The organism is Blastopirellula sp. SH421 (genome assembly GCF_057808535.1).
This window is the reverse complement of sequence record NZ_CM173712.1, coordinates 2,550,525-2,572,273: the sequence shown is the minus strand read 5'-3', so window position 1 is coordinate 2,572,273 and position 21,749 is coordinate 2,550,525. Positions and strand designations below refer to the sequence as shown.

The 21,749-nt window shown below is 55.4% G+C and carries 20 protein-coding genes; 9 read left to right on the top strand and 11 right to left on the bottom strand.

The window, feature by feature from the left end:
• Nucleotides 1-97: 97 nt before the first annotated feature.
• Together SH421x_RS10700 and SH421x_RS10695 are read left to right on the top strand one after the other, a co-directional pair.
• On the top strand, nt 98-325 hold the full coding sequence (locus tag SH421x_RS10700) for a hypothetical protein (RefSeq protein WP_488855532.1): 228 nt from the start codon (nt 98-100) through the stop codon (nt 323-325).
• Between the two features lie 347 nt (nt 326-672).
• Complete coding sequence (locus SH421x_RS10695; RefSeq protein ID WP_488855530.1) at nt 673-4,035, top strand: aminotransferase class I/II-fold pyridoxal phosphate-dependent enzyme; 3,363 nt, start codon at nt 673-675, stop codon at nt 4,033-4,035.
• A 94-nt stretch (nt 4,036-4,129) separates the two neighbouring features.
• Here SH421x_RS10695 and SH421x_RS10690 read toward each other — a convergent pair whose 3' ends face one another.
• Nucleotides 4,130-5,020, bottom strand: a complete 891-nt coding sequence (locus tag SH421x_RS10690; RefSeq protein WP_488855529.1) for a hypothetical protein — start codon at nt 5,018-5,020, stop codon at nt 4,130-4,132.
• Nucleotides 5,021-5,323: 303 nt separating this feature from the next.
• Here SH421x_RS10690 and SH421x_RS10685 point away from each other — a divergent pair, with 303 nt between their 5' ends.
• From SH421x_RS10685 to SH421x_RS10675, 3 genes are all read left to right on the top strand, one after another.
• Nucleotides 5,324-6,214 carry a hypothetical protein gene (locus SH421x_RS10685; RefSeq protein WP_488855527.1) on the top strand — a complete coding sequence of 297 codons (891 nt, stop codon included), beginning with the start codon at nt 5,324-5,326 and terminating at the stop codon, nt 6,212-6,214.
• 149 nt (nt 6,215-6,363) lie between these two features.
• Nucleotides 6,364-7,200 carry a sugar phosphate isomerase/epimerase family protein gene (locus SH421x_RS10680; protein WP_488855525.1) on the top strand — a complete coding sequence of 279 codons (837 nt, stop codon included), beginning with the start codon at nt 6,364-6,366 and terminating at the stop codon, nt 7,198-7,200.
• 349 nt (nt 7,201-7,549) lie between these two features.
• Nucleotides 7,550-9,034: a Gfo/Idh/MocA family protein gene (locus SH421x_RS10675; protein WP_488855523.1), complete on the top strand. Its 1,485-nt coding sequence runs from the start codon at nt 7,550-7,552 to the stop codon at nt 9,032-9,034.
• Between the two features lie 89 nt (nt 9,035-9,123).
• On the opposite strand, the gene SH421x_RS10670 is transcribed toward SH421x_RS10675, so the two are convergent.
• Nucleotides 9,124-9,393: a hypothetical protein gene (locus tag SH421x_RS10670; protein ID WP_488855521.1), complete on the bottom strand. Its 270-nt coding sequence runs from the start codon at nt 9,391-9,393 to the stop codon at nt 9,124-9,126.
• 476 nt (nt 9,394-9,869) lie between these two features.
• Here SH421x_RS10670 and SH421x_RS10665 point away from each other — a divergent pair, with 476 nt between their 5' ends.
• Nucleotides 9,870-10,916, top strand: coding sequence for a DNA glycosylase AlkZ-like family protein (locus SH421x_RS10665; protein ID WP_488855520.1), 1,047 nt, complete (start codon nt 9,870-9,872; stop codon nt 10,914-10,916).
• A 220-nt stretch (nt 10,917-11,136) separates the two neighbouring features.
• Here SH421x_RS10665 and SH421x_RS10660 read toward each other — a convergent pair whose 3' ends face one another.
• From SH421x_RS10660 to SH421x_RS10645, 4 genes are all read right to left on the bottom strand, one after another.
• Complete coding sequence (locus tag SH421x_RS10660; RefSeq protein WP_488855518.1) at nt 11,137-11,445, bottom strand: DUF6881 domain-containing protein; 309 nt, start codon at nt 11,443-11,445, stop codon at nt 11,137-11,139.
• 11 nt (nt 11,446-11,456) lie between these two features.
• Complete coding sequence (locus SH421x_RS10655) at nt 11,457-11,618, bottom strand: HYD1 signature containing ADP-ribosyltransferase family protein (protein ID WP_488856425.1); 162 nt, start codon at nt 11,616-11,618, stop codon at nt 11,457-11,459.
• A 283-nt stretch (nt 11,619-11,901) separates the two neighbouring features.
• Entirely contained in the window at nt 11,902-12,129 is a 228-nt protein-coding gene (locus SH421x_RS10650) for a hypothetical protein (protein WP_488855517.1), read from the bottom strand.
• 150 nt (nt 12,130-12,279) lie between these two features.
• Nucleotides 12,280-13,680: a PQQ-binding-like beta-propeller repeat protein gene (locus tag SH421x_RS10645; protein ID WP_488855516.1), complete on the bottom strand. Its 1,401-nt coding sequence runs from the start codon at nt 13,678-13,680 to the stop codon at nt 12,280-12,282.
• A gap of 93 nt (nt 13,681-13,773) precedes the next feature.
• On the opposite strand from SH421x_RS10645, the gene arfB reads away from it, so the two are divergent.
• Together arfB and SH421x_RS10635 are read left to right on the top strand one after the other, a co-directional pair.
• Nucleotides 13,774-14,208, top strand: coding sequence for an alternative ribosome rescue aminoacyl-tRNA hydrolase ArfB (gene arfB, locus SH421x_RS10640; protein ID WP_488855515.1), 435 nt, complete (start codon nt 13,774-13,776; stop codon nt 14,206-14,208).
• 148 nt (nt 14,209-14,356) lie between these two features.
• A complete protein-coding gene (locus SH421x_RS10635; protein WP_488855513.1) occupies nt 14,357-15,088 on the top strand; it encodes a UvrB/UvrC motif-containing protein in 732 nt (243 codons plus the stop codon).
• A gap of 24 nt (nt 15,089-15,112) precedes the next feature.
• Here SH421x_RS10635 and SH421x_RS10630 read toward each other — a convergent pair whose 3' ends face one another.
• From SH421x_RS10630 to SH421x_RS10620, 3 genes are all read right to left on the bottom strand, one after another.
• Complete coding sequence (locus tag SH421x_RS10630) at nt 15,113-15,526, bottom strand: hypothetical protein (RefSeq protein WP_488855511.1); 414 nt, start codon at nt 15,524-15,526, stop codon at nt 15,113-15,115.
• A gap of 108 nt (nt 15,527-15,634) precedes the next feature.
• Nucleotides 15,635-16,666, bottom strand: coding sequence for a DUF1559 family PulG-like putative transporter (locus SH421x_RS10625; RefSeq protein ID WP_488855509.1), 1,032 nt, complete (start codon nt 16,664-16,666; stop codon nt 15,635-15,637).
• A gap of 165 nt (nt 16,667-16,831) precedes the next feature.
• On the bottom strand, nt 16,832-17,647 hold the full coding sequence (locus tag SH421x_RS10620; RefSeq protein WP_488855507.1) for an IclR family transcriptional regulator: 816 nt from the start codon (nt 17,645-17,647) through the stop codon (nt 16,832-16,834).
• Nucleotides 17,648-17,863: 216 nt separating this feature from the next.
• On the opposite strand from SH421x_RS10620, the gene SH421x_RS10615 reads away from it, so the two are divergent.
• Nucleotides 17,864-19,876 carry an FAD-dependent oxidoreductase gene (locus SH421x_RS10615; RefSeq protein ID WP_488855505.1) on the top strand — a complete coding sequence of 671 codons (2,013 nt, stop codon included), beginning with the start codon at nt 17,864-17,866 and terminating at the stop codon, nt 19,874-19,876.
• Between the two features lie 59 nt (nt 19,877-19,935).
• Here SH421x_RS10615 and SH421x_RS10610 read toward each other — a convergent pair whose 3' ends face one another.
• A complete protein-coding gene (locus SH421x_RS10610; protein WP_488855504.1) occupies nt 19,936-20,349 on the bottom strand; it encodes a hypothetical protein in 414 nt (137 codons plus the stop codon).
• A 149-nt stretch (nt 20,350-20,498) separates the two neighbouring features.
• Nucleotides 20,499-21,743, bottom strand: coding sequence for a hypothetical protein (locus SH421x_RS10605; RefSeq protein ID WP_488855503.1), 1,245 nt, complete (start codon nt 21,741-21,743; stop codon nt 20,499-20,501).
• Nucleotides 21,744-21,749 lie beyond the last annotated feature (6 nt).

The window sequence follows — 21,749 nt, the reverse complement described above, 5'->3', positions numbered from 1 at the left end:
GCTTGGATTTTGACCGTTTATCAATGATAATAGCCCCTTGGAGTGGCGACGCGGTTGCGTGGCCTCCGATCTTCCTGGCGGGTTAGTTGGCGATTCTATGAAATTCATCGAGATGACTGGCGGAACGCTGATTGGCGCTCTGCATGACGACGAACTTAGCCCTGACGAACTTGCCAAGGCTGGCGTCAACGAAAAGACGATTGTTCGCATCAACCAGCAAGGGGATATCGAAGTTCGGCGCCCGGAAGGGTGGGATATCATCGGCGGACTGATCGGCGACTACGAAAAGCGGATGCAAAAAGCGAGCGGGCTGGGTTGGGCGTAAGTGCTCGGCGCAGCGGTTGGGCTAACCGTGACCAGTTGTGCGATGGTGGTGGGGTATTAGGGTTCAGGCAATTTCAATTCTCGGCGCGATCCTAGGCAGTTTCTTGAATTTGTTCCGGTTAAATCAAGTTTCCGGCTTCAATTTGGCTGTCGGCTTCTTCGACAGCGACCAAAAATCCAATAAAATGCCGGTGTAATCTACTCAGCCTGCCTGGCCGTAAGGTTGCGTAGCTTGGTTAAAACAGTTAACTCCCATACGCCGATCTAATCTATATCTTCCGCCAGCGCGGAATCCCGGCAGCGCCGGGGGCAAGACTTTCCCTTACTTACTGCGGAGGCGATAGCCGCGTGACAACCGAATCTGCTGGTTCGTTTTCCCCCCCGACATCAACCGTCGTTGATCGACTGCGTTATCGGGCGGAACATCAGGGCCCGCAAGTCGCCTATGCCTATCTCGTTGACGGGGAGGACGAGAAACTCGAGATGACCTATGCGCAGCTCGATCTGGCGGCTCGTGCGCTAGCGGCTCGCATGCAGGCGCTCAACATGCAGGGAGAGCGCGCGCTGTTGCTGTTTGCACCAGGGATGGAGTTTATCACGGCGTTTTACGCTTGCTTGTACGCCGGCGCAGTCGCGGTCCCAGCTTATCCGCCGCGCCGCAACCGTAATATGGTCCGCATCCAAGCAATCGCCGATGACGCCGAAGCGAAAATCGCGCTGACGACCAGCGACGTCCTAGATCGCGTAACACCGATGCTGGATGAAACGCCGCACTTGAAGCAGATCCATTGGCTAGCAACCGATAGCGAAAAGCTGGCCGAAGCGGATCAGTGGCGCATGCCGGACATCGACGAAAAGACGCTTGCTTTTTTGCAATACACGTCGGGCTCAACCGGAACCCCCAAAGGGGTTATGTTGTCGCATAGCAATATGATGCACAACTCGGCGTTGATCTCGTACGCGTTCGAGCATACCCGCAGCATGCGGGCCGTCTTCTGGCTGCCGATGTATCACGACATGGGGCTCATCGGCGGCGTTTTGCAGCCGATGCAGATCGGGACACCGACAACTTTGATGTCTCCCATGGCGTTTTTGCAGCAGCCGTATCGCTGGTTACGGGCAATCACCAAAAGTCAGGCGACGGTGAGCGGCGGTCCCAACTTTGCTTATGAATTGTGCGTCAACAAGATCACGGCAGAGCAAAAAGACAAGCTGGATCTTTCTAGCTGGGAACTTGCATTCAACGGGGCCGAACCAATCAAGCCGGAAACGCTAGACCGGTTTACCGAAGCGTTTGAGCAATGCGGTTTCCGCAGAGAAGCGTTCTACCCTTGCTACGGCATGGCCGAAGCGACCCTGATCATATCAGGCGGTCTGAAAAAGAGCCCGCCGGTCATTCGCATCGTGGATGGCGACGTGCTTGATCAAGGAGTCGTCGTCGACGCTGATCCCGACGAAGCAGGCGCCAGAGCGATTGTTGGCTGTGGTAATTGCTTGCCGGATCAAGAGATGCTGATCGTTGATCCTGAAACGCTACTCCAGCAACCCGCCAACAAAGTGGGCGAAATCTGGATCGCGGGCCCGAGCGTCGCAAAGGGTTACTGGCGCAACGAAGAAGATACGCAGCGTTACTTTCGGGCGCATCTGGCCGACACGAAAGCTGGGCCGTATCTGCGGACCGGTGATCTAGGATTCATGCGGGATGGCGAATTATTTGTCACGGGTCGCTTGAAAGACTTGATCATCGTCCGCGGCGTCAATCGGTATCCGCAAGATATCGAAGCAACAGTCTGCGCATCCCACGAATTGCTCGAAAATACAACAGCGGCCGCATTTTCGGCCGAGATTGCCGGCAAAGATCGGCTTGTGATCGTCGCCGAAGCGCCGCGACTACGCCAAAAGGATTACGGCGAGATTATCAGCGCCATCCGCAAAGAAGTGGCGCTCGAGCACGAAATGGCGGTCGACGGGGTCGCTTTGATTCGCCGTGGTTCGATCCCCAAAACGTCAAGCGGCAAGATTCAACGACACGCGTGTCGAAATCACTTTTTGCAAAATGTACTGTCGATTGTCGATCGATGGGTCAGTTGGGACGAAGCCCATCTGCTGGATGAAGTCCGCAAAGTTCGCCTACGCCGCTCGCAGTTGGAATTAGCGCGAGCCGACGCCGAAGGAATGGCGGTCTCCGACCCTGAATTGCGCGATCGCACCACCACTTTGGTGCTGGAAAAGATTCATGCCGTCGCCAAAGAGCGCGCGACCAACCTGGATCTGAATACCGACCTGCTAGCGATCGGGCTTGATTCGCTGGAACGGATGGAAATCATCGCGTCGATCGAAGACGCCTATGGAGTTCAGTTCCCGGATCATATTCTGCCGACGCTCAAGACTTGCCGCGAAGTTTCGGAGGCGGTTGAGATCTATCTCGGCGGCGAACCTCGCTCGCAAGCGATTGCTGATGACGTCCCCGCCGAGATGTACAGCTTCTCTGCGCTACCTGAATATCGTCAGGTGAAACAGACCTCGGACGAATTGGAAGCATTAGGGATGCCGAATCCTTACTTCCAGTCGCACGACAAAGCGACCAGCAACATGACCACCATCGACGGCGTCGAACTGGTTAATTTTGCCGGGTACAACTATCTTGGCCTCGCTCAACATCCTCGCGTTTGCGAAGCGGCCAAACGAGCGATCGATCAATATGGCGCAAGTGTTTCGGCTAGTCGCTTGGTCTCGGGCGAACGCCCGATTCACGCTGAGCTAGAGCAAGCAATCGCCAATTGGGTGGGAGTTGACGCCGCCGTCGCAATGCTGGGAGGACATGCGACCAACGAAACGACAATTGGGCACCTGGTCAGAACTGGCGACTTGGTGCTGCATGACTCGCTGGCCCACAATAGCATTATCCAAGGCGCTAGTCTCAGCGGTGCACGTCGCCGTCCTTTCCCGCACAATGACTGGGAAGAGCTAGACCAAATTTTGCAAGACATTCGCCACGATTACCGGCGCGTGTTGATCGTCACCGAAGGGGTGTTTGGGATGGAAGGGGATTTCCCCGACTTGCCCCGCTTTATTGAGATCAAGAAGCGTCACAAGGCCTGGCTGATGGTCGACGAAGCCCATTCGATCGGCACGATGGGCGGCAGCGGACGCGGTATCGCCGAGCATTTCAAAATTGAGCCCAGTAGCGTCGACATCTGGATGGGAACGCTCAGCAAGGCGCTAGGCAGTTGCGGCGGCTATATCGCCGGCAGCGCTGACTTGGTCGAGTATCTCAAATACACCGCGCCCGGCTTTGTGTTCAGCGTCGGGATGCCGCCGTCGAGTGCTGCCGCTGCTTTGGAAGCGTTGAAGATTATCTCCGAAGAACCGCAACGCGTCGCCGCTTTGCATCGCAACGCGGAGATATTCTTACGCATCGCACGCCAGGCAGGTCTCGATACGGGTCGTAGTCGCCAAACGCCGATTGTGCCGGTGATCCTGGGCGACTCGATGATGACCATGTTTGTCGCCCAGCGAATGCTGCTGCAAGGGATCAACGTTCGTCCGATCATCTACCCGGCCGTAGATGAATCAGCGGCTCGATTGCGATTTTTTATCAACTCAGAGCACACCGAAGCTCAGATTCGTAGCACGATCAACATCCTACGTCAGTTGTGCGATGACATTCGCAGCGAAGATTCTGACTTCCTGAGCAACGGGGCAACCTAAGCGACTGACTCTGCGGCGACAAGATTAACTTATCGCACAAAAAAAGGACGACCAAGCGGTCGTCCTTTTTCGTATTTACTTGTGGCCGCAAGCTTTAGCGATGGAAGGTGAAACCAAAGCCGACGCCGCTCATGAAGAGGGCCTCTTCCTGGTTTCCGCTAGAAGTATACGGGTTACGACCCACGCCGCGTCCCATGTAGATCGTGTTCCAGTTGACGTCGACCGCGATATCACGAGTCAAGTAGTAGGCGGCGCCAAAGACAAACTCACCGCCAACCACACCGGTCGAGTAGGTATTGTCTTGCTGCATGCGATAGACCCAGTTGTTACCGGCCATCACTTGAGCTTCGCCGTACAGTTTCCAGTGACCGCGATGCGTGTAAAACCGTCCGCCCAACTGCCCTAGCAACATATTGTTTTCCATGGCCAGGAAATTATCTGTCGCGATGATGCGGTTGAAGAAGGTCGTCGAGTAGGTCACCCGCAACGACTGATCTTTGAACTGGAAGTAGCGAAGGCCGATCATCGGTTCAAACCAGAGGCCGTTATGGAACTGCTCCAAACGCCAGACCTTGTTCAAGCCAACACTGATGGTCGAACCAACGTTACGCTCGGCGACCTGCGGGCCGTCGATGTGTAAGGTCTGAAGCAACCAGCCATGACCTTCTTCCGACATCCAACCGGCGTCGATCTTGTTACCCCAGGTAACGTCCCCTTGGCTATTGTCAGGGGCTTCTTCGCCGCGGTCAACATTGACATAAAACCGGTGATAGTCGAAGAACGGCCCCACTTTGGGATCGACCCCGTCTTGACCGTAAACTTCAGTGATTGGCGGTGCAAACCACTGAAAGTCATAATCTTCTACCGGCATGTCCGTTAACGGCTGGTAGAAACCGGGGTAAACTTCGTCGTATTGGGCAAACGCCGTCGAAGCCGTCAGCGAATATGCTGCGACGAGGAGTCCCCAGAGCATTTTTCGGTTCATCAACATGTTCCGGTTATACCTTGTAAAGTGCTTAAGCGCTCGAGGGCTTGCCTACCGCAATTTGATCGGAAAATTCCTGCTGTGCGGGTAGTATCGGAATTCCCGGAGACAAGAGTTAAGCGAGAATGCCATTCTCTGCCGAAAAACCGTCGCAATCGTCAGACTCACGTAGAACTCATGAAAATATAGGTAATTCAGAAAAGCTTTGACGATTCCAACGATCAGAACCGCGGATTCGTTGAGCCTGAGGTCGGTCGGTTCTATATTGGATAGGGTTAATTTCTTCTTCCCCCGGAGATCGCGATGTCCGCTCGATCCAACTTTTTACTACTACTCGCGGTCGTGTTTCAATTTACCTCTGCTTTGCTAGCGGCCCGCGCCGCCGAAACGCCGGTAGACTCGGCTGAAGAAAAGTCGAGCCCGATCTTTCTGCGCATCCACAAGGACGCTAGCGGCGAACCGCAGGCGCTGCAAACTGCGATCGTCCGCTACGTCGATCCCAAAAATCCCCAGGTCTTTGTCGATCTGGTCGGTGCCGTGCATATCGGCGAGCAGGCCTACTACAACCAACTAAATAAAGAATTCAAAGGCTACGAGGCGCTCCTCTACGAAATCGTGGCTCCCAAAGGGACGCGCATTCCCAAAGGTGGTCCCAAGCAGAACGGCAGCGCCGTGAGCGGCCTGCAAAACAGCATGAAAGATATGCTGGGACTTGAATTTCAACTGGAGCAGGTCGATTATACGCCGGCGAACTTCGTCCATGCCGACATGAGCCCTGACGAGATGGCTGCCGACATGGCCGAGCGGGGAGATGGCTTCCTGCAGATGTTCGCTCGCTTGATGGGCGCTGGCATGGTCCAGCAGTCCAAAGGGGAAGATATGAACACAGCGATGCTGCTAGCGCTGCTGGCCGATGATCGCCAACTGCGGATGAAGCGGATCTTCGCATCGCAAATGGGAGACATGGATGGTCAAATGCGAGCGATCGAAGGCAAGAATGGTTCGACCTTGATTTCGCAGCGCAACGCCAAGGCGTTCGAAGTGCTGCGCGAGCAGCTTGCTGCTGGCAAACAAAAAATTGGGGTCTTTTATGGAGCGGGGCATTTTGCTGATATGCATCGCCGCTTGATCGAAGACTTTGGAATGCAACCCCAGTCAACTCGCTGGCTGGATGCCTGGGATCTAACCAAGTAGTCGACCAGCCGCGTGGCGATGTCAACTTCGCTAGCAATCACCCCAGCCAGCGGCGGTTTACAGGATGATGCGGCTTTCTATACTGGCCGATTACGTTTTGAGACGCAGACCGAAGGATCGGACCAATTCACTTCACGGAGGCAACGCGCGTGCCGCTTCTTGCGATCAATCAACTTACGACATTTCGCTGGTCCTTCGAGACAGATGCTCGCCAAGTGGCCGAAGCCGGCATCCCAGGCTTGCACATCTGGCGACAAAAGTTGGTTGACTACGGCGTGGAAAAAGGCGCCCACTTGCTAGAAGAGTATGGACTGAAACCGGTCGCATTGAGTTGGGCCGGGGGCTTTACCGGCAGCGACGGGAGATCTTTCGCCGACGCGTTAAGCGACGCCAAACTAGCGATCGAACAAGCGGCCGAACTCCAAGCTCCCATCGTCGTCGTCCATAGCGGCTCCCGCGGCGGCCATACCGTGAATCATGCTCGACGTTTGTTTCTGTCGGCGCTGGGCGAATTGTTGCCGTTGGCCGAAGAGCACAATATTCAGCTCGCGGTTGAACCCATGCATCCCGCAGCCGGCGCCGAGTGGACCTTCTTGCAGTCGCTCGCGGATGCGATCGAGCTGACAAGAAAGTTGGAAAGCGATCACCTCAAGATCGTCGCTGACGTCTATCAGTTATTTGGTGAAAAAAATCTGATCGAGCAATTAAAGTCGGCGACTCCTTACTTGGCGCTGGTTCAGCTTGCCGATGCCGACGAAGCGCCGATGGGCGAGCCAGACCGTCGACCGCTGGGCTCTGGCAAACTACCACTTCGCGAGATCGTCACCGCGCTGCGTGCTGCTGGATACGACGGAGCCTTCGATGTCGAACTGATGGGACTCGAAATCGAAAATTCCGACTACGATCAGCTGATCACGCAAACCCGTGGGTACTTTGACGATATCTTCGGCTCAGCGGCATCCAAAGAGTCGCTTCCTGCCAAGTGACAGAAAAACAGAGGCCCCAGGCAACAAGCCGAGAGTTTCGCGGGGCTAATTGAATTCGCCGTGAAACGCGGTGAGAGATCGGTGCTGATTTCTCGCAGCGCGCCGGCTCGGACTTCGATTCAATACGAGTCCCCCAATCACATCTAATTCCGCGATTCAGTGCTGCAGCGACTACTTGAAGCCAAACTGCATTCACCTCTTGCGCAAGGGAAAAGTGAAGAAGAAATTGCGCAAACCAGAGATTTGAACTGCGGAATTCATCATGCTCGCTTGTTATGATGGGAGGTAGCGATTCTCTCGCCAGAACCTAATCCGAGATTCCTCCCCCCCTTCCATGGAGAACACGCCCATGAGTTCTTTCGATGCATCGCGTCGAACTTTCATCAAGACGACTGCTGCAGGCGTCGCCGCGACCACACTCGCAATGCAGGTGAAACAATCGCAAGCTGCCGACGCTAACTCGAAACTTCGTATCGGATTTGTCGGTGTTGGCGGACGCGGCTTTGGCGCGCATGTCAAAAGCCTTTCATCCATTGTGAAAGATGGCGCTAATATCGAACTGGTCGCCGTCTGTGACGTCTATGAACACAACCGCAATCGCGCCGCCGACTACATCGAAAAAGAGAACGGCGGCAAGGTTGCTCGCTATGTTGACTTTCGCGAAATGTACGAGAAAGAAAACCTGGATGCGGTCAGCATCGGCACGCCCGACCATTGGCATGCGATTCAGGCCATCGAAGCGATGAAAGGAGGCATGCACGTCTACTGCGAAAAGCCGATGGTCAAGCAAGTCGAAGAAGCGATCGAACTGGTCAGCGTCTGGAAAGACTCTGGCAAAGTGATGCAAGTCGGCGTGCAAGGTACGAGTCTGCCGATCTGGGACGCCGCTCGCGCGCAGATTGATGCAGGCCTGCTCGGCAAGGTGCTGATGTACCAGACCGAGTACTTCCGCAACTCCGACATCGGCCAATGGCGCTACTACCAACTGTCAAAGGAGATGACCCCCAAGACCATCGACTGGAAGCGGTTCCTGGGCGTCGAGGAAGGACTGGCCGAGGACCAACCGTTTGATCGCGCCGTCTTCGCGCAGTGGCGCCGTTTTTGGCAGTTCGGCAGCGGCATGTTCACCGATCTGTTTGTGCACCGCACAACGCAAATGATGAAAGCAACCGGTCTGCGATACCCCGCTCGAATCACCGGCAGCGGCGGCTTGTACTTAGAATACGACGGACGCCAAGTTCCAGACGTCGCGACCGTGGTGGCCGAGTTCAACGAAGGTTGCCAAGGTTTGGTCACCGCGACGATGGCCGCTTCAGAAACTCCAATTTCGCAATTGGTCCGCGGTCATGACGGCTCGATCGTCTTTGATCGTCCCGAAAGCAGCGGAGAATTCACATTTGTCCCCGAACGTCCGCAGGTCACGCACATCAGCCCGACCGAGCTTCCATTTGAAAAGCAGATCATGAAGGCCGACAAAGAAGCGCCCAAAGATCAAACCAAGGCTCACTTTGAAAACTGGATTGCGGCGATCGAGAACAACGAGCCGAAGTCTTGCAACAATCCGCCCGACTTGGGCGCTGCGGCGATTGTCTTGGTTAATCTCGGCGCTCGCAGCCATCGTGAAGGAAAAATCTTTCGCTTTGACGACGAAACGATGACCGTCAGCGAAGCGGATGGCTCGTGGGCGACGAAGTGGGAAAAAATCTCCGCTGAACGGGGCAAGCCTTCCCATGTCTCCGGCTGGAAAGCAGGCGACAAAGGATCGACCATTAACGAGCCCGACCACCAAAGCCTAGAAGGTCCGTGGATCAACGGGAAAGACCCGGCGAAGTAATCCACACCTTGTAAGATCATTAAAACCAGAACGGCGCCTTGAACGAGGCGCCGTTTTTTGTCGCCAACGACGAAACACAAGTGTTAAAGCTAGCTCGCCGGAATCACTTCCAAACAAACCAATCGATCATCGCCGCGGACATACAACAATCCGTGCGACAAAATCGGCGCCGCCCACGCCGGGTACTTGAGCAATGGCCGGACGCGTTCGCCCAGTTCCGGAGCTTGTCGCAAGTCGGTTTCTGATACCAACTCATACTTCTCTGGGTTCGCTTTAATCAGTCGCAAGACGCCATCTTCGCCCAGGCAGACGAAGTGTCCATCGGCACGGGTGCCGTGGCCACGACCTTGCGTGGCCATGATTGTGCGTGAGCAACAAACTGGAGTATAGCCCAATCAGTCCGGTTAAATTTTCGTGGGAAGCACCGCAACTAATTCTCTGACCGCATTCATTGCCACGAAGACGTGACCACGGCGCCCAGGCTGACGAAACGTCGTTGGCAACGACCACTTGAGTTTGCTACACTAAATCTCCGACCCAAACCACTGCAGCCGCGAGGAATAAAGGCATCCACCGAAGTCCTCGATGACGCCGGTTTTTACATTCCACATCAACCGCTCGGACTGCGGTGACGCCAACGTTCCTGCTGCAAAAGCTGACGCGCCGTTCTTCGGGTTTGTATGACCACGCTGTGCTTTGCGTGCCCTCTGACGTTAGATCGGCATGAGTGGATTGACGGCTGGGATCAGCTTAAAGCCTTCCTGAAATCCTCTTAAATATGCCTACAGTAGCCATCACGCTCGACACGCTACGCCGCTACGCCATCTCACGCAGTTTGTTTTCGCCGACGACGCTGCCCAGAGCGATTGAAAAGCTTGGCTTTGTGCAGGCGGATCCTATTTGTGCGCCGGCTCGGGCGCAGGATTTGACCTTACGGCATCGGGTGAAGAACTACGCGGCGGGGGATTTGGAGCGACGGTATGCGGCGTTATGCGTGGAGGAAGACTTCTTTGTGAACTACGGCTTTTTGCCGCGCAGCACGCAGGTGCTGATGCATCCGCGCACGGCTCGCTTGGCTTGGCCGCAGGCGCGGGTGACACAGGCTCAGAGCGTTTTGGAGTTTGTGAAGGATCGTGGCGTGGTGCATCCTCGCGAAGTGGACGCGCATTTCGCGCATGGCCGGGTGCGCAATTGGTTTGGCGGCTCGTCGAACGCGAGCACGCAACTTTTGCATGGAATGCACTATCGGGGCTTGCTGCGCGTGGCGGGGCGAGTGGGTGGTGTTCGCACTTATGCAGTAGCCGAGCATCTTCCGCAGGTTTGCGATGACGCCGTGCAAGCGATGGACGCGCTGGTGGATGTGATCGTGCAAAAATACGCGCCGTTGCCAGAGCGCAGTTTACGCGATCTCATTCGTTTGCTGCGCGGCGGTGCGCCGCAATGGGATTCGAAGCGCGCAACGGCGTTTGCTCGCGCGAAGGCGCGGCTGCCCAATGTTGAATCGAGTGGAGCTAATTGGTATTGGCCGGAAAGCGAATCACCCAACTCAAAACGCTACGCCATGCAGCCAGAAGATGCCGTGCGGTTGCTCGCCCCCTTCGATCCCGTGGTGTGGGATCGCCGCCGCTTTGAGCTCTTCTGGGGCTGGGCGTATCGCTTTGAAGCCTACACACCCGCCCCCAAACGCATTCGCGGCTATTACGCACTACCCTTGCTTTGGCGAGATCAAGTGATTGGCTGGGGGAATCTCGCGGTGAAAGATGGCAGGCTGGAAGCAAAACTGGGCTATGTAACTGGCCAAGCACCAAAAGGTGCGGTCTTTCGCACAGCACTCGCTAATGAGTTATCCCGCATGGAAAGCTTTCTGCTCCGTAATCAATAGCCTGGGTGCCGTGGCCATGATTGCACGAGAGTGACAGGCTCACATGCGGCCCAATCAATTGGTCGATTTTTCGTGGAGCTAATTTGCCGACTGCATTCGTGGCCACGCAGACGTGACCACGGCACCCGTGCTTAACCGCAGGCCGCATCAAGACTTATTTCTTGGATTGGGAAATCGTTACCAGCGTTGAGTGCCACTCCGCCGCCCGTGCTGTCATTGGTCAATGTTTTCGATCGGTCAAATCGTTAGCTCCGGCCATCGTGTATTTCGTCCATACGTCCTCAAAATATTTGGAATCTATCTCACGCACCTTAAATTGAGGATCAGCCGCAATTTCATTCATGCTGGGTAGCGGCTCGATCGACAACTTTGTCCCTCGCGACGTTTTCGCTGTGTTGGCGTAACCAGCCGTACCGTCGGCATATACCTCGACCTTCCTTACTTCCCACATTTGGTCATTAAGTTCGGAATACAGCTTTATTGGTTCACTCGTAAATGAGTGGGACCAGTCAACTTCGAGATACTTCATTTTTTTGGCTCCTACTGTCCAACCTTCCCGCTACTGATGAGCAAATCCGTGATATCCAAGGGGGAATAGTTTGAAATCACGTACACGCCGTTGCGGCCTTGGATAACATTGAGGCCCGTTACGTCAAGCTCGATGTAGTGCGTGAACCTTCGCCCTTGGAACGGCTGCCGCAGAAATTATCGAGATAACTGCGGCAGCGTGGCACTGGCCAGAGCACGGGTGCCGTGGCCACGGCCTTGCGTGGCCATGATTGTGCGTGAGCGACAGACTGGGGGATAGCCCAATCAGTCGGTAAAATGTTCGTGGGAAGCACCGCAACTAATTCTCTGACCGCATTCATTGCCACGAAGACGTGGCAACGGTACCCTGGCCCATCATGGGGCAATCGCCATGCGGAAGCCCCTGTACACCCATGACTAATTCATCTGCATGAGACACATACAAATCTCCACTTCCCTAACTCCTTAGATCATCCAGTGCCAAAACCATCAAAATCACCTGCCATAGAGCAAAAACACCAATAGCAACAGTGGCAATGCATTGCCAGATCGGCATTTCTGGAAAGGCGTTACTTTTTATCACTCCCAATGCCTTAAACAAGCCGGCAATTCCTGCAAATAGGAACACGACGGCCACGCCAGGACACAGGTACATCCTAATCAAAAGAAGAACTGCTTGATTCATAGCACATTCCCAAAAAGATGCGGGAGAACGCGATACCCGAGCCCTTGCTTCCATTCCACAGTATTAGCCGACTGCATACGTGGCCACGCAGACGTGACCACGGCACCCGTGCGCAAACGTGTCGCGCACTTCCATGGGCTATCGCAGGCACTACTTCTCCGGAATCACTTCCAAGCAAACCAACCGATCATCGCCACGCACATACAACAATCCGTGCGACAATATCGACGCCGCCCAGGCTGGATAGCGGAGCAGGGGACGGGGGCGTTCGCCGGGCTTCGCCGCGTGCAGCAGATTGGTCTCGGAGACCAACTCGTACTTCTCTGGGTTCGCTTTGAAAAGTCGTAAGACCCCATCTTCGCTTACGCAAACGAAGTGGCCGTCGACATACATCAGGGACGATCGCGTCAAACCAGGAACGCTCCATTTCACTTGGCCTGTCTTCCAGTCGATACAGCGCAGTTCAGCGTTGTTGCTGTGACGACCGCTTGAGCCATACAGATACCCCTGATGCTCAACCGCCGTGTTCCAGTGGGTCTGCATCGCTTTGTCCCGCTTGTTGGGATCATCTTGCCAGATCACGTCGTTGCCGCCGGTCTTTACTTTCAGCAAAGCACTGCCTGGCCCATAGGTCTCGGAGATAAAGACTTCGTCCCCTACAATCACCGGCGTACTTGCGTTCACACTGTCGCGTAGTCTGGCGCGCCAAGGGAACTGGAAATCGATAACGCCGGTTTCGGGCTGAAATGCGAGCAAACCTTCGCGAGCAAACGCAAAGGCAAAGGGGCGGCCGCCGATTTGAGCCCAGGTCATGCTGGCGTAGCTGGCCAAGTCATTGCTGATGTGATAGACGACTTCGCCGGTTTGCTTGTTCAGCGCGACGACGCAACTATCCTTGCCGACAACCCGATCCAAATCAAAACGGCCAAAATTGTGTGATTCTGGCGGACTTCCGCCAACCATCACCAGCAACAGATCGCCATAAATCACCGGCGAACTGCCGACGCCAAAAAAGTTTTGCACGACCCCGAACTTTTCGTTGAGATCCACCTTCCATAATAGTTTATGCGTCGAGATTTGCAGACAATGCAGCTTCCCTTCGGCGCCGTAAATATAGACGCGATCGCCATCGATAATCGGCGATGTACGCGGGCCATTGTTGTAGCCCAGCGAATCTTCGTAAGCAGTCGGGTACTCAAACTTCCAGAGGAACTCGCCGGTTTCGGCATTCAGCACGCTCAACCGCTCGACGTCGTCATACCGATCCAATTGAAAAAAACGACCTCGGCTGACCGAGCCGATCCCATAGCTGGTCCCCAGTTCGCGCTGCCAAACAACGCGCGGTCCGGCAGCCGGCCAAGGCGTCGATAAACCGGTCTCGACTGACTTACTGTCGCGCGTGGGACCCAAAAATGTTGGCCAGTCCATCCCTGTGTGACGGGTCGCAAGATCGGGCGGAAGCGTTTCGTCGGCATTCCCAGTCGTCACCTGGGCACACATCCAGCTCGCGAGCACAAGTGTCGCCAGAACGGCGTTTTTACTAATTTTCATGGCAGGATAGTTCGGTAGGAAGGTGTACGAGGAGCGAGAGATTGACTACCAGTCTACAATGACAAGCTGCCGATTGCTTTCCCAGGTGTTCCCATGCCCGATTTACGCGTCAACAACTCGATCCAAATTCCCTTGGCGGAAATAAAGTTTACCTTCTCACGCAGCAGCGGCCCCGGTGGTCAAAACGTGAACAAGGTCAACTCTAAGGCGATGCTGCGCTGGGCATTTGACCAATCCGAGCATCTTGACGAACGCGTGAAAGATCGCCTTCGAACGCGGTGGGGTGGACGCATCAACAAAAACGGCGAAATTATTATCAGTGATGACACCAGCCGCGATCAACGGGCGAACATCGACAGCTGTCTCGAAAAGCTGCGAGTTATTTTGCTCGATTGCGCCGCACGAGAAAAGCCGCGTCGCGCTACGCGACCTAGCCGCGGTTCGATAGAGCGGCGAATTACCGAAAAGAAGCAACGCGGCGAAACCAAACGGATGCGGCGTCGACCGCCGGGCGCAGCTCCTGAGTAAGCCGCGCAAGACCGCAACTCGCTTGGCGACAGCATCCCGGGGGGGCAGGTGTCGGATCGATTTGCACAGGAATCGGCGGCAAGATCCGAGCATTCGGCAAATTCGCGCCGCCTAGCTCAAAACGCGCAGTGTGCGCTATAATTTGACTATGGAAAATCCCGAGCATATCGACTCGATCTTAAATGACTGGCCCTTTGAGAATGGGCATCTCAGCGCGCGCATCGTATCTGGCGATGACGGACGCGATGTCGTCCAGATGCGGATCGAGATGGGTTTAATGCAGATGGAAGTTGACGGGCGCCCTGATGGGGGTGAGCCGTTTGGATTTGTCACCTACGCAGATTACCTCCAGCAACGGATCGACGAAGACCCTGATTACATCCTGACCGACGGCGATTGCACCGAGATCGACCGCGAGTTCATCCAGTTCTATCATCGCCGCATTTGCTGGCTTGGCCTGCGTGAGTACCAACGCGCCGTTCGCGACGCCGATCAAACGCTGCTATTGATGGATATCTGCCGCGACCATTCGGACGACGACGAATGGATCGACTCCCACGAACAGTTCCGCCCCTTCGTGCTCTTCCATCGGATCCAAGCCGCCGCACTGGCGACGCTGACCGACCTGACGCCGGAGCGCGCGATTGAAGTGATCAATCTAGGGCTTGAAGAGCTGCGCGAGGTCTTTATCGAATTCGAGTTAGAGGAAGAATTCGACAACGACGAGTTGGTCAAACGCTTGATCGAACTACGCGAGCAACTTCGTAGTCAGTACGAAGTGGGTCAGACGCTCCAAGAACAACTGTCCGAAGCGGTCGCACAAGAAGAATACGAACGCGCCGCCCAGATCCGCGATCGCATCTCCAAACGCGAACGGTAGTCTTTATGGTCGGCTCGCACTGTTTTATTTGCGCTTGCCACCAGGAATCTCGAAGTTCTGATCCGAGTCCTCCTGCGGCAAATCGCGTTCGATGACGATCTCGGGAAAGAGCGGATTTCCGTCTCCTAAACCATCCGGAGATTTGCCGTCGTAGCCGATGATAACAATGCGGTAAGGCCCCCCGACGACTCCTTTTCCGGATTCTGTCTTGTATCGACCTTGCGTAATTTTTGCACTTGCGCCGGGGCCCGAGTTTCCTGCGGCGCTATTGGGCTCAAAACTGATGTACCCCAACTCCACCGGCTTCCCGTCGAACGTGACGACGCCAGTACACTGATAGGTGCGCAAGCCGGATTGATCCGAAAAGCAGCCGACGCCGATTAAGCAGGGAACGAGGAGGGCGGCAAGCGTCAACGATGGTGCGTGAGAGTTTCTCATTCCGATGTCCTCGCTAAAGAGAGAGTTAGAGAAAAGATCAAGCTGGATGCGATGCGGTTCTCACCGACGATTTGTCGTTGAAACGCGAATTAAACCGCCTGCTGCTAGTTAGAAGCTCGCGACGACTCCTTCATCGCGACTTCCTAACACGCGATGCGTTTCCAAATCCATCGTCTGGCTCATAAAGCGAACAGAACCATCCGCGAAAGTCGCATTGCAGCCCCCGGGATGAAAGCTGCCCATCGTCCCGTTTTGTGCTCCGCGATTCGAGAAAGCAGTGTCGGTCTTCGATCCATCTTGAGCGAGCGAATTAATCTGCCAACGGGACGAGGTCATCACTCCGGCGACGGCGCCGCCGGCATCCACGCTTCGCACGCTCGACGCCCAACCAAAGTAGGCGTTGGGAAAGGTAGAGGAGGCCGCCGCCCGACCGCCAGGTCGCAACTGATACTTTGTTTCGCCGACGAGATAGGTATTTGTCGATCCATCAAGGATATCGCGAAAACTAATCCTGGAATCGACAAAGAGAATGCCTTCGGTAAAAAAATAACGATCGGTCGCCGAAGCGCAGATATCCGGTTTTTGCGTGGCGACATTGCCTATTGCTCCGCCCATGACTCCAAAATAGGTGCTATTGTTCGCATCTGACGCCGAGTTCGGATCGCTAGGGCATTGATAGGCCGGATTGGGCGTTAGAAAGACCGCATGGTTGGCCGCGGAACCGTTTGGATCATCCGACGGACTATGATCGGCCATGCCCGTAAAACGCGCCCCCATTTCGACCTGCGAATGCAAATTGCCTTGCTCTAATTGGGGCAAAATCAGCACCGACCAAGGAGCCCCATTAGCAGCTGTGGAAGCGGGCCATCTGCACCAATTTGTCGGATAGGTCTCTCGCTTTGCTGACATCACGTTGCCTGGTGGAAATATGCGGAAGGTGTCGTGGTAGTTGTGCAGCGCCAGCCCCAACTGCTTCAACTTGTTGGTGCAGCTCATCCGCCGCGCCGCTTCGCGTGCTTGCTGGACTGCTGGCAACAGCAAAGCGATCAGTACGCCGATGATCGCGATGACCACCAACAATTCGACCAGCGTGAATCCGCGGTTTCGAGACGGACGGCATTGATGGATAAGAACATTCATGGCAAATTTCCTGCGGATCGGATGAGATAGAAAAGAGAAGGAATAAGCTCGCATATTGATGAAATAAAGCTGAAACCGTTCGCTGCCACCTAGCTACTCTCGAAATCAATCCTTGTATTTCTTTTTCGGTTTCTGCTTAGAATTTTGAAGTGTCGTCAGGTTCAATCAAACACCTGGCCTGGCAGGTGACCAGCCAATGCGGCTTGAGATGATGTTCGCTTGTTCGATCGTCAACTGGCGGATCGTTTCGAGTGAGGCCTTCTTCAATCGAGCGCTGGGGCCGGTCACCCAGATCGACGCGATAACTTCATTTCTTCGATTTCGAATCGGAGCTGCGATGCAATTGACCCCTTCGACTTGCTCCCCGTGATCGGCCGCGAACCCATGCTGACGAACCCGTTCTAGCTCTTGCATATAGGCTGATCGATCTGTGATCGTGCGGTCGGTATAACGCACGAAATCAATTTGCTCGACAATCGCTTCAATTTCAGCCGCTGAGCGATGGGCGACCATTACTTTTCCCGGCGCCGAAGTGTGCAGCGGAAACTGATGCCCGATCTCGACCATCACTTTGACAGCCTGGGGGCTGAGGAACTGCTCGACCACCACGCCGTGCCCGCTGCTCAGGACGCCAAGCAAGACCGTTTCTTGCGTTGCGTCCCGCAAACAACGCATCGGTCCCATCGCTTTTTCTAGAAGTTGCGACTCATTCACCGCCGCGTACCCCAGCGCCAGCAACTTGGCCGAAGGGCTATACAGCTTCTGGACCGGTTCACGATTGAGATACCCGCAGTCTGCTAACGTGGTGACGATCCGGAAGATGCTGTTCTTCGGAATTCCCAGCCGCGTCGCCATTTCGGACACTCCGAGCGAAGAGGCTTCTCCGGCGATCAATTCCAAGACTTGCAACGCACGAACCAGACTAGGGATGTGGTAACGATTGCTGTCATCGACAATTTCGGCTGTTTTCGTGGTAGCCATGGGGATCTTCTTAAACGGTTGAGCTTCGTTGGCAGCCAATGACTGCTGTTTGACATTTAAACTACCGTTTCATATAACAAACAGCAACTAGAATTCTTATTTTTTAATCCATTTCACTGTTCACCTCGCGTTCCCGATACGAGCGGTTGAGATCGCTGCACTTGGACTCGGGAATATTGGTAATCAAACCTTTGAAATCCCCCTTGGAGAAAGAGCATGTCGCCGACGGCACGACAGCTACTGCATTGCTGCATCGCATTGATTGGGTTATCAAGCGTCGGTCCCGCGATGGCGGACGATCCTGCCTTGCCGGCTGTCATCCAAGCAGACTTGCTTGTGGTTGGCGGCACCGAGTCGGGCTGCGCGGCCGCGGTGCAAGCGGCGCGGATGGGTGTCAAACGCATCGTTCTAGTCAATGATACCGAATGGGTTGGAGGTCAATTCTCGTCGGAAGCGCTTGGAGCAATCGATGAAAATCGCGCCCATGGTTACAACGGCAAAGTCCCGATCCCTCGTTCCGGATTATTTCGCGAAGTGATCGATGCAATCGAGCAAAAAAACAAAGAGCTCTACGGCGTGCCGCGCCCCGGCAACACACTCGTTATCACGACCTGCCGACCGGTGGTCGCCCATCAGATTTTTGCAGAGCTGTTGCAGCCCTACGAAGCGACAGGGCAAATTCAACGCTTTTCTAATCTGCGTGTAAAGTCTGTCGATGTGCAAGAGAGCAAGGTGCAAGCAGTCACTTTTGAATCGAACGCAGCATCTGACGCTTTCTTAAAAGTCCAGGCCAAGTTGACCATCGACGCTAGTGACTGGGGCGACGTAATCAAGCTTTCTGGTGCTGCGTATGATTTCGGTTTGGATGCTCAGTCGGAATATGGGGAACCACGAGCGCAGGCGTCTCCGCAGCCGCAGACCGACATCAATCCGATCACTTGGTGCATGATTCTGGTCGCGCAACCGGAGAACGCACTTATCCCTGAACCGCCTGGCTATGACGAGCAGAACTTTCATGGGATGTGGGCGTGGATCGATGACAAGTTTAACTACACGACGCGTCGCTTGGTCGACGGCAAAGCGCTTAAGGATCGCCAACAGGCGGACATCATCCTGATCAACAATCCGCCGATTGACTATCCGTTAGACGTGCTGCCGGCCCATGTGGCGACCGCGCTCGAAGCGACAGAGCCTGGCGCTTCGACCAAGCTGTTTGTCGAATTAACGCCGGTCCAGCGAGAGATCGTCTTTCAGGATGCGCGCAATCGGACATTGCAATATCTTTACTTTCTGCAGCAGAAGTACCCAAGCTTTCAGAAGTTGTCGCTGAGCGACGAATTCGGTACGCCAAATAATCTTCCGCCCAAGCCCTACATCCGCGAGAGCCTACGGTTGCAAGCGCTGCATATGATCAAGGAACAAGAAGTGGTCGGCGAAGGGGCGCAGTCCAACTATGCGCGGACCATGTTTGAGGATGGGGTATTCTGTTGGCAATTTGAGCTCGACTTCCATCCAACCGCACGGCGTTGGCTGAGTCCCGCCGGCGCCGCAGGGGCTTGGGAAGCGACGTTTCGCGGCAACCGCAAGTTCGGCGTAGGGGGCACCGGAATGTCAATGTTTCCGCTGCGCAGCTTCATCCCTGAAGCGATGGATGGCCTACTCGCTGCCCAGAAAAACCTGGGATATACCAGTATCGTCAGCTCCTCGTGCCGTTTGCACGATCAATCGATGGCGGCCGGTCAGGCCTGTGGGGCGGCAGCCGCAGTCAGCTTGCTGCAAGAGGTTTCGCCGCGTGAGATGTGGCGAGACCCGCAAATGTTGGCGGCAATCTGGACCGGGTTGCTCGATCAAAAAGATGCGGCCCCTGTTGCGATCTGGCCATTTAGTGATGTCGATCCGTACGATGACGGCTTTATCGCGATTCAACAACTAGCGTTGCGTCGCGTGTTTCAGCTTGCTCCCGCTGAAACGAGTTTTCGGCCAGATGCGCCAGCGGAGATCGAATGGGCTTCAAGTTTGGTGAAGCGGATGCAATCGCTAGGCTACCAATGCACGCTGCCCAAGTCCGCATTGACTCGTCGAGCGACTGCGATCGCGCTGTGGGACCAAATCGGCTCTCAACCGATCCCCGCCTATGATTGCAAGTCACCAAGCGATGCGGATGGCGACGGTATCCCTGATTCCGTCGATGCTCTTCCATTTACGCACGGCGAAAATTCATGGCGATAATTCGTGAGCCCTGTTTTCGACAGTTTCGCGAATTTAATCAAGCCTCGAAAGCTTCACGACTAGCGCCATGGCAAACAGGTGATCATCGTCGAGAGCAATTCAGGAATACGAATCGTCGTTCCGCCGAAGGCTTGCCAACCGATTGCGCAACCGCCGACTGCAATAGCGCCGATGGCGAATCCCCCAGCAGCCGCCAAGATGCCGGCCGCGACTCCGCCAGCGGCCATTACGCCAATGGCGACACCGCCGAGCCCAATCGCACCAATCGAAAGACCGCCTAACGATACCAGCCCAATGGCGACTCCTCCGAAAGCGAACATGCCGATTGCGACATCCCCAAATGCGAAGATGCCTCGAGCGATGCCAAACGGAGCAAGATCTTTGGGGCCATACGCGACGCTGACAAGCGGCAATCCCAAGCAAGTCGCTTTCGATTGAAAGCGGAAGGGCATCGTTCGATAAGCGTTGCGCATTTTAAAAGCTCCTGGGGTTCGCCTGTCGATTCGCTGGCCGAGCAGCGATATTAGAGATGTTAGCAAACAATTCCCCAAGAAAATAAAGCGGCGAGATCAGACGATCTCGCCGCTTTTCCAATCGCTCCCAAGTAGCAAGCTTCGTAGTTCTAAGGTATCCAGTACGCGGCTCCGACGACGACGGCGGCTTGAGCGGCGGCGCCTCGCAAGCTGATCGGCACCGGCGGCAACATGTAAGGAGCACAGCTGCCTGGGCGATAATAGCCCAACGCGTACTGACATTCGCCCGGCGGATACATTCCCATCTGGTACGGCAGCACGGCTACACTCGCAAAGAAGTGGGCGCCGGACACCAACGGCTGCGTGATCGGCCCGGTCATGTGACCATAGCGTTCCAACGCACGTTCTTCAAAGTAGAGCGGCTTGTGACACAAAGCTGACGCGGTCCAGTTGACTTCGGTAGGCGTCCAGTGACGGCCCGGGAAGGGAGCGTCGGTCCAACCGCATTCGTACGGCAAGTCCCAGTAGGCGGCGACAAAGCAACGATCGTCGGCACTTAGCGTGCGAAGGTCAACTCGCTTGATCTCGCGACCGGTGTCGATCAACACGCGTTGGTTTTTGAAGTCAAGCATGCGACCTTCGGCCACCACCTGGCCATCCAGCGCTGTCCAACTGCGGCTCGGAGCGGCAGCCAAAGCTTCTACCTTCATCTGCTCGGCCAGTTCCTGGTCTTCTTCATCCGGACGGAAAGCAGGCGTCATATCTAGATTGATCATCGGCAGCTTGAAGGCCTTCAGGCGATCAACCAGCGCGTTGCAGTTGTCTTTATCGTCACAGCAATTGCGGTCATTGTAGACCGTATTGCACGGCGCCGACTTCGGCTGCGATGGCTGAATTGGCAAGCCGTCAGGGCCTAGTTCCATGGGCTCACGATCGCTGGACGAAGGCATCGGGCTCGGCTTAGCCGGAGCATCCATCGGCGGATCGGTCATCGGCAGCGGCTGTTGGGCCTCTGCGGCGGGCGGATCCAGCGGTTGCGGAGCGCCAAAGCGGCTCGGCGGCTGAGTAGGCGCCGCATCGTCTTGTTCTAGCTTGGTCAGCTGATCCCCAAACGGATCATTGAACGGATCGGCTGGCGAGAGCTTGCTCGCACGCTGCACCATTCGCTCGCCGTTCGGCGAGGTGAGCTCGACATGGGCGACCGGTTGAACCCGATTCGGGCTGATCGGCAGCGGGCTCGCATTGCGAACTTGTTTCAGCTCGACAGGAGCATTGACGCCGGCTGGCGTCGCGACTTCTGGAGCCGTCGAAACTTTGGTCGAGCGGCGCCATTGTAGATGGCTTTGCGGCTGACCATCGGCGGCCCACAGATCGGCCGCCGAAAAAAGAATCATAGCTCC

Excerpts from the sequence above, each read along its gene's own strand:
- SH421x_RS10700 (WP_488855532.1), top strand. The coding sequence starts at position 98 with ATGAAATTCATCGAGATGACTGGCGGAACGCTGATTGGCGCTCTGCAT.
- SH421x_RS10690 (WP_488855529.1), bottom strand. The coding sequence starts at position 5,020 with ATGAACCGAAAAATGCTCTGGGGACTCCTCGTCGCAGCATATTCGCTG.
- SH421x_RS10685 (WP_488855527.1), top strand. The coding sequence starts at position 5,324 with ATGTCCGCTCGATCCAACTTTTTACTACTACTCGCGGTCGTGTTTCAA.
- SH421x_RS10675 (WP_488855523.1), top strand. The coding sequence starts at position 7,550 with ATGAGTTCTTTCGATGCATCGCGTCGAACTTTCATCAAGACGACTGCT.
- SH421x_RS10670 (WP_488855521.1), bottom strand. The coding sequence starts at position 9,393 with ATGGCCACGCAAGGTCGTGGCCACGGCACCCGTGCCGATGGACACTTC.
- SH421x_RS10660 (WP_488855518.1), bottom strand. The coding sequence starts at position 11,445 with ATGAAGTATCTCGAAGTTGACTGGTCCCACTCATTTACGAGTGAACCA.
- SH421x_RS10650 (WP_488855517.1), bottom strand. The coding sequence starts at position 12,129 with ATGAATCAAGCAGTTCTTCTTTTGATTAGGATGTACCTGTGTCCTGGC.
- SH421x_RS10645 (WP_488855516.1), bottom strand. The coding sequence starts at position 13,680 with ATGAAAATTAGTAAAAACGCCGTTCTGGCGACACTTGTGCTCGCGAGC.
- arfB (WP_488855515.1), top strand. The coding sequence starts at position 13,774 with ATGCCCGATTTACGCGTCAACAACTCGATCCAAATTCCCTTGGCGGAA.
- SH421x_RS10635 (WP_488855513.1), top strand. The coding sequence starts at position 14,357 with ATGGAAAATCCCGAGCATATCGACTCGATCTTAAATGACTGGCCCTTT.
- SH421x_RS10630 (WP_488855511.1), bottom strand. The coding sequence starts at position 15,526 with ATGAGAAACTCTCACGCACCATCGTTGACGCTTGCCGCCCTCCTCGTT.
- SH421x_RS10625 (WP_488855509.1), bottom strand. The coding sequence starts at position 16,666 with ATGAATGTTCTTATCCATCAATGCCGTCCGTCTCGAAACCGCGGATTC.
- SH421x_RS10620 (WP_488855507.1), bottom strand. The coding sequence starts at position 17,647 with ATGGCTACCACGAAAACAGCCGAAATTGTCGATGACAGCAATCGTTAC.
- SH421x_RS10615 (WP_488855505.1), top strand. The coding sequence starts at position 17,864 with ATGTCGCCGACGGCACGACAGCTACTGCATTGCTGCATCGCATTGATT.
- SH421x_RS10610 (WP_488855504.1), bottom strand. The coding sequence starts at position 20,349 with ATGCGCAACGCTTATCGAACGATGCCCTTCCGCTTTCAATCGAAAGCG.
- SH421x_RS10605 (WP_488855503.1), bottom strand. The coding sequence starts at position 21,743 with ATGATTCTTTTTTCGGCGGCCGATCTGTGGGCCGCCGATGGTCAGCCG.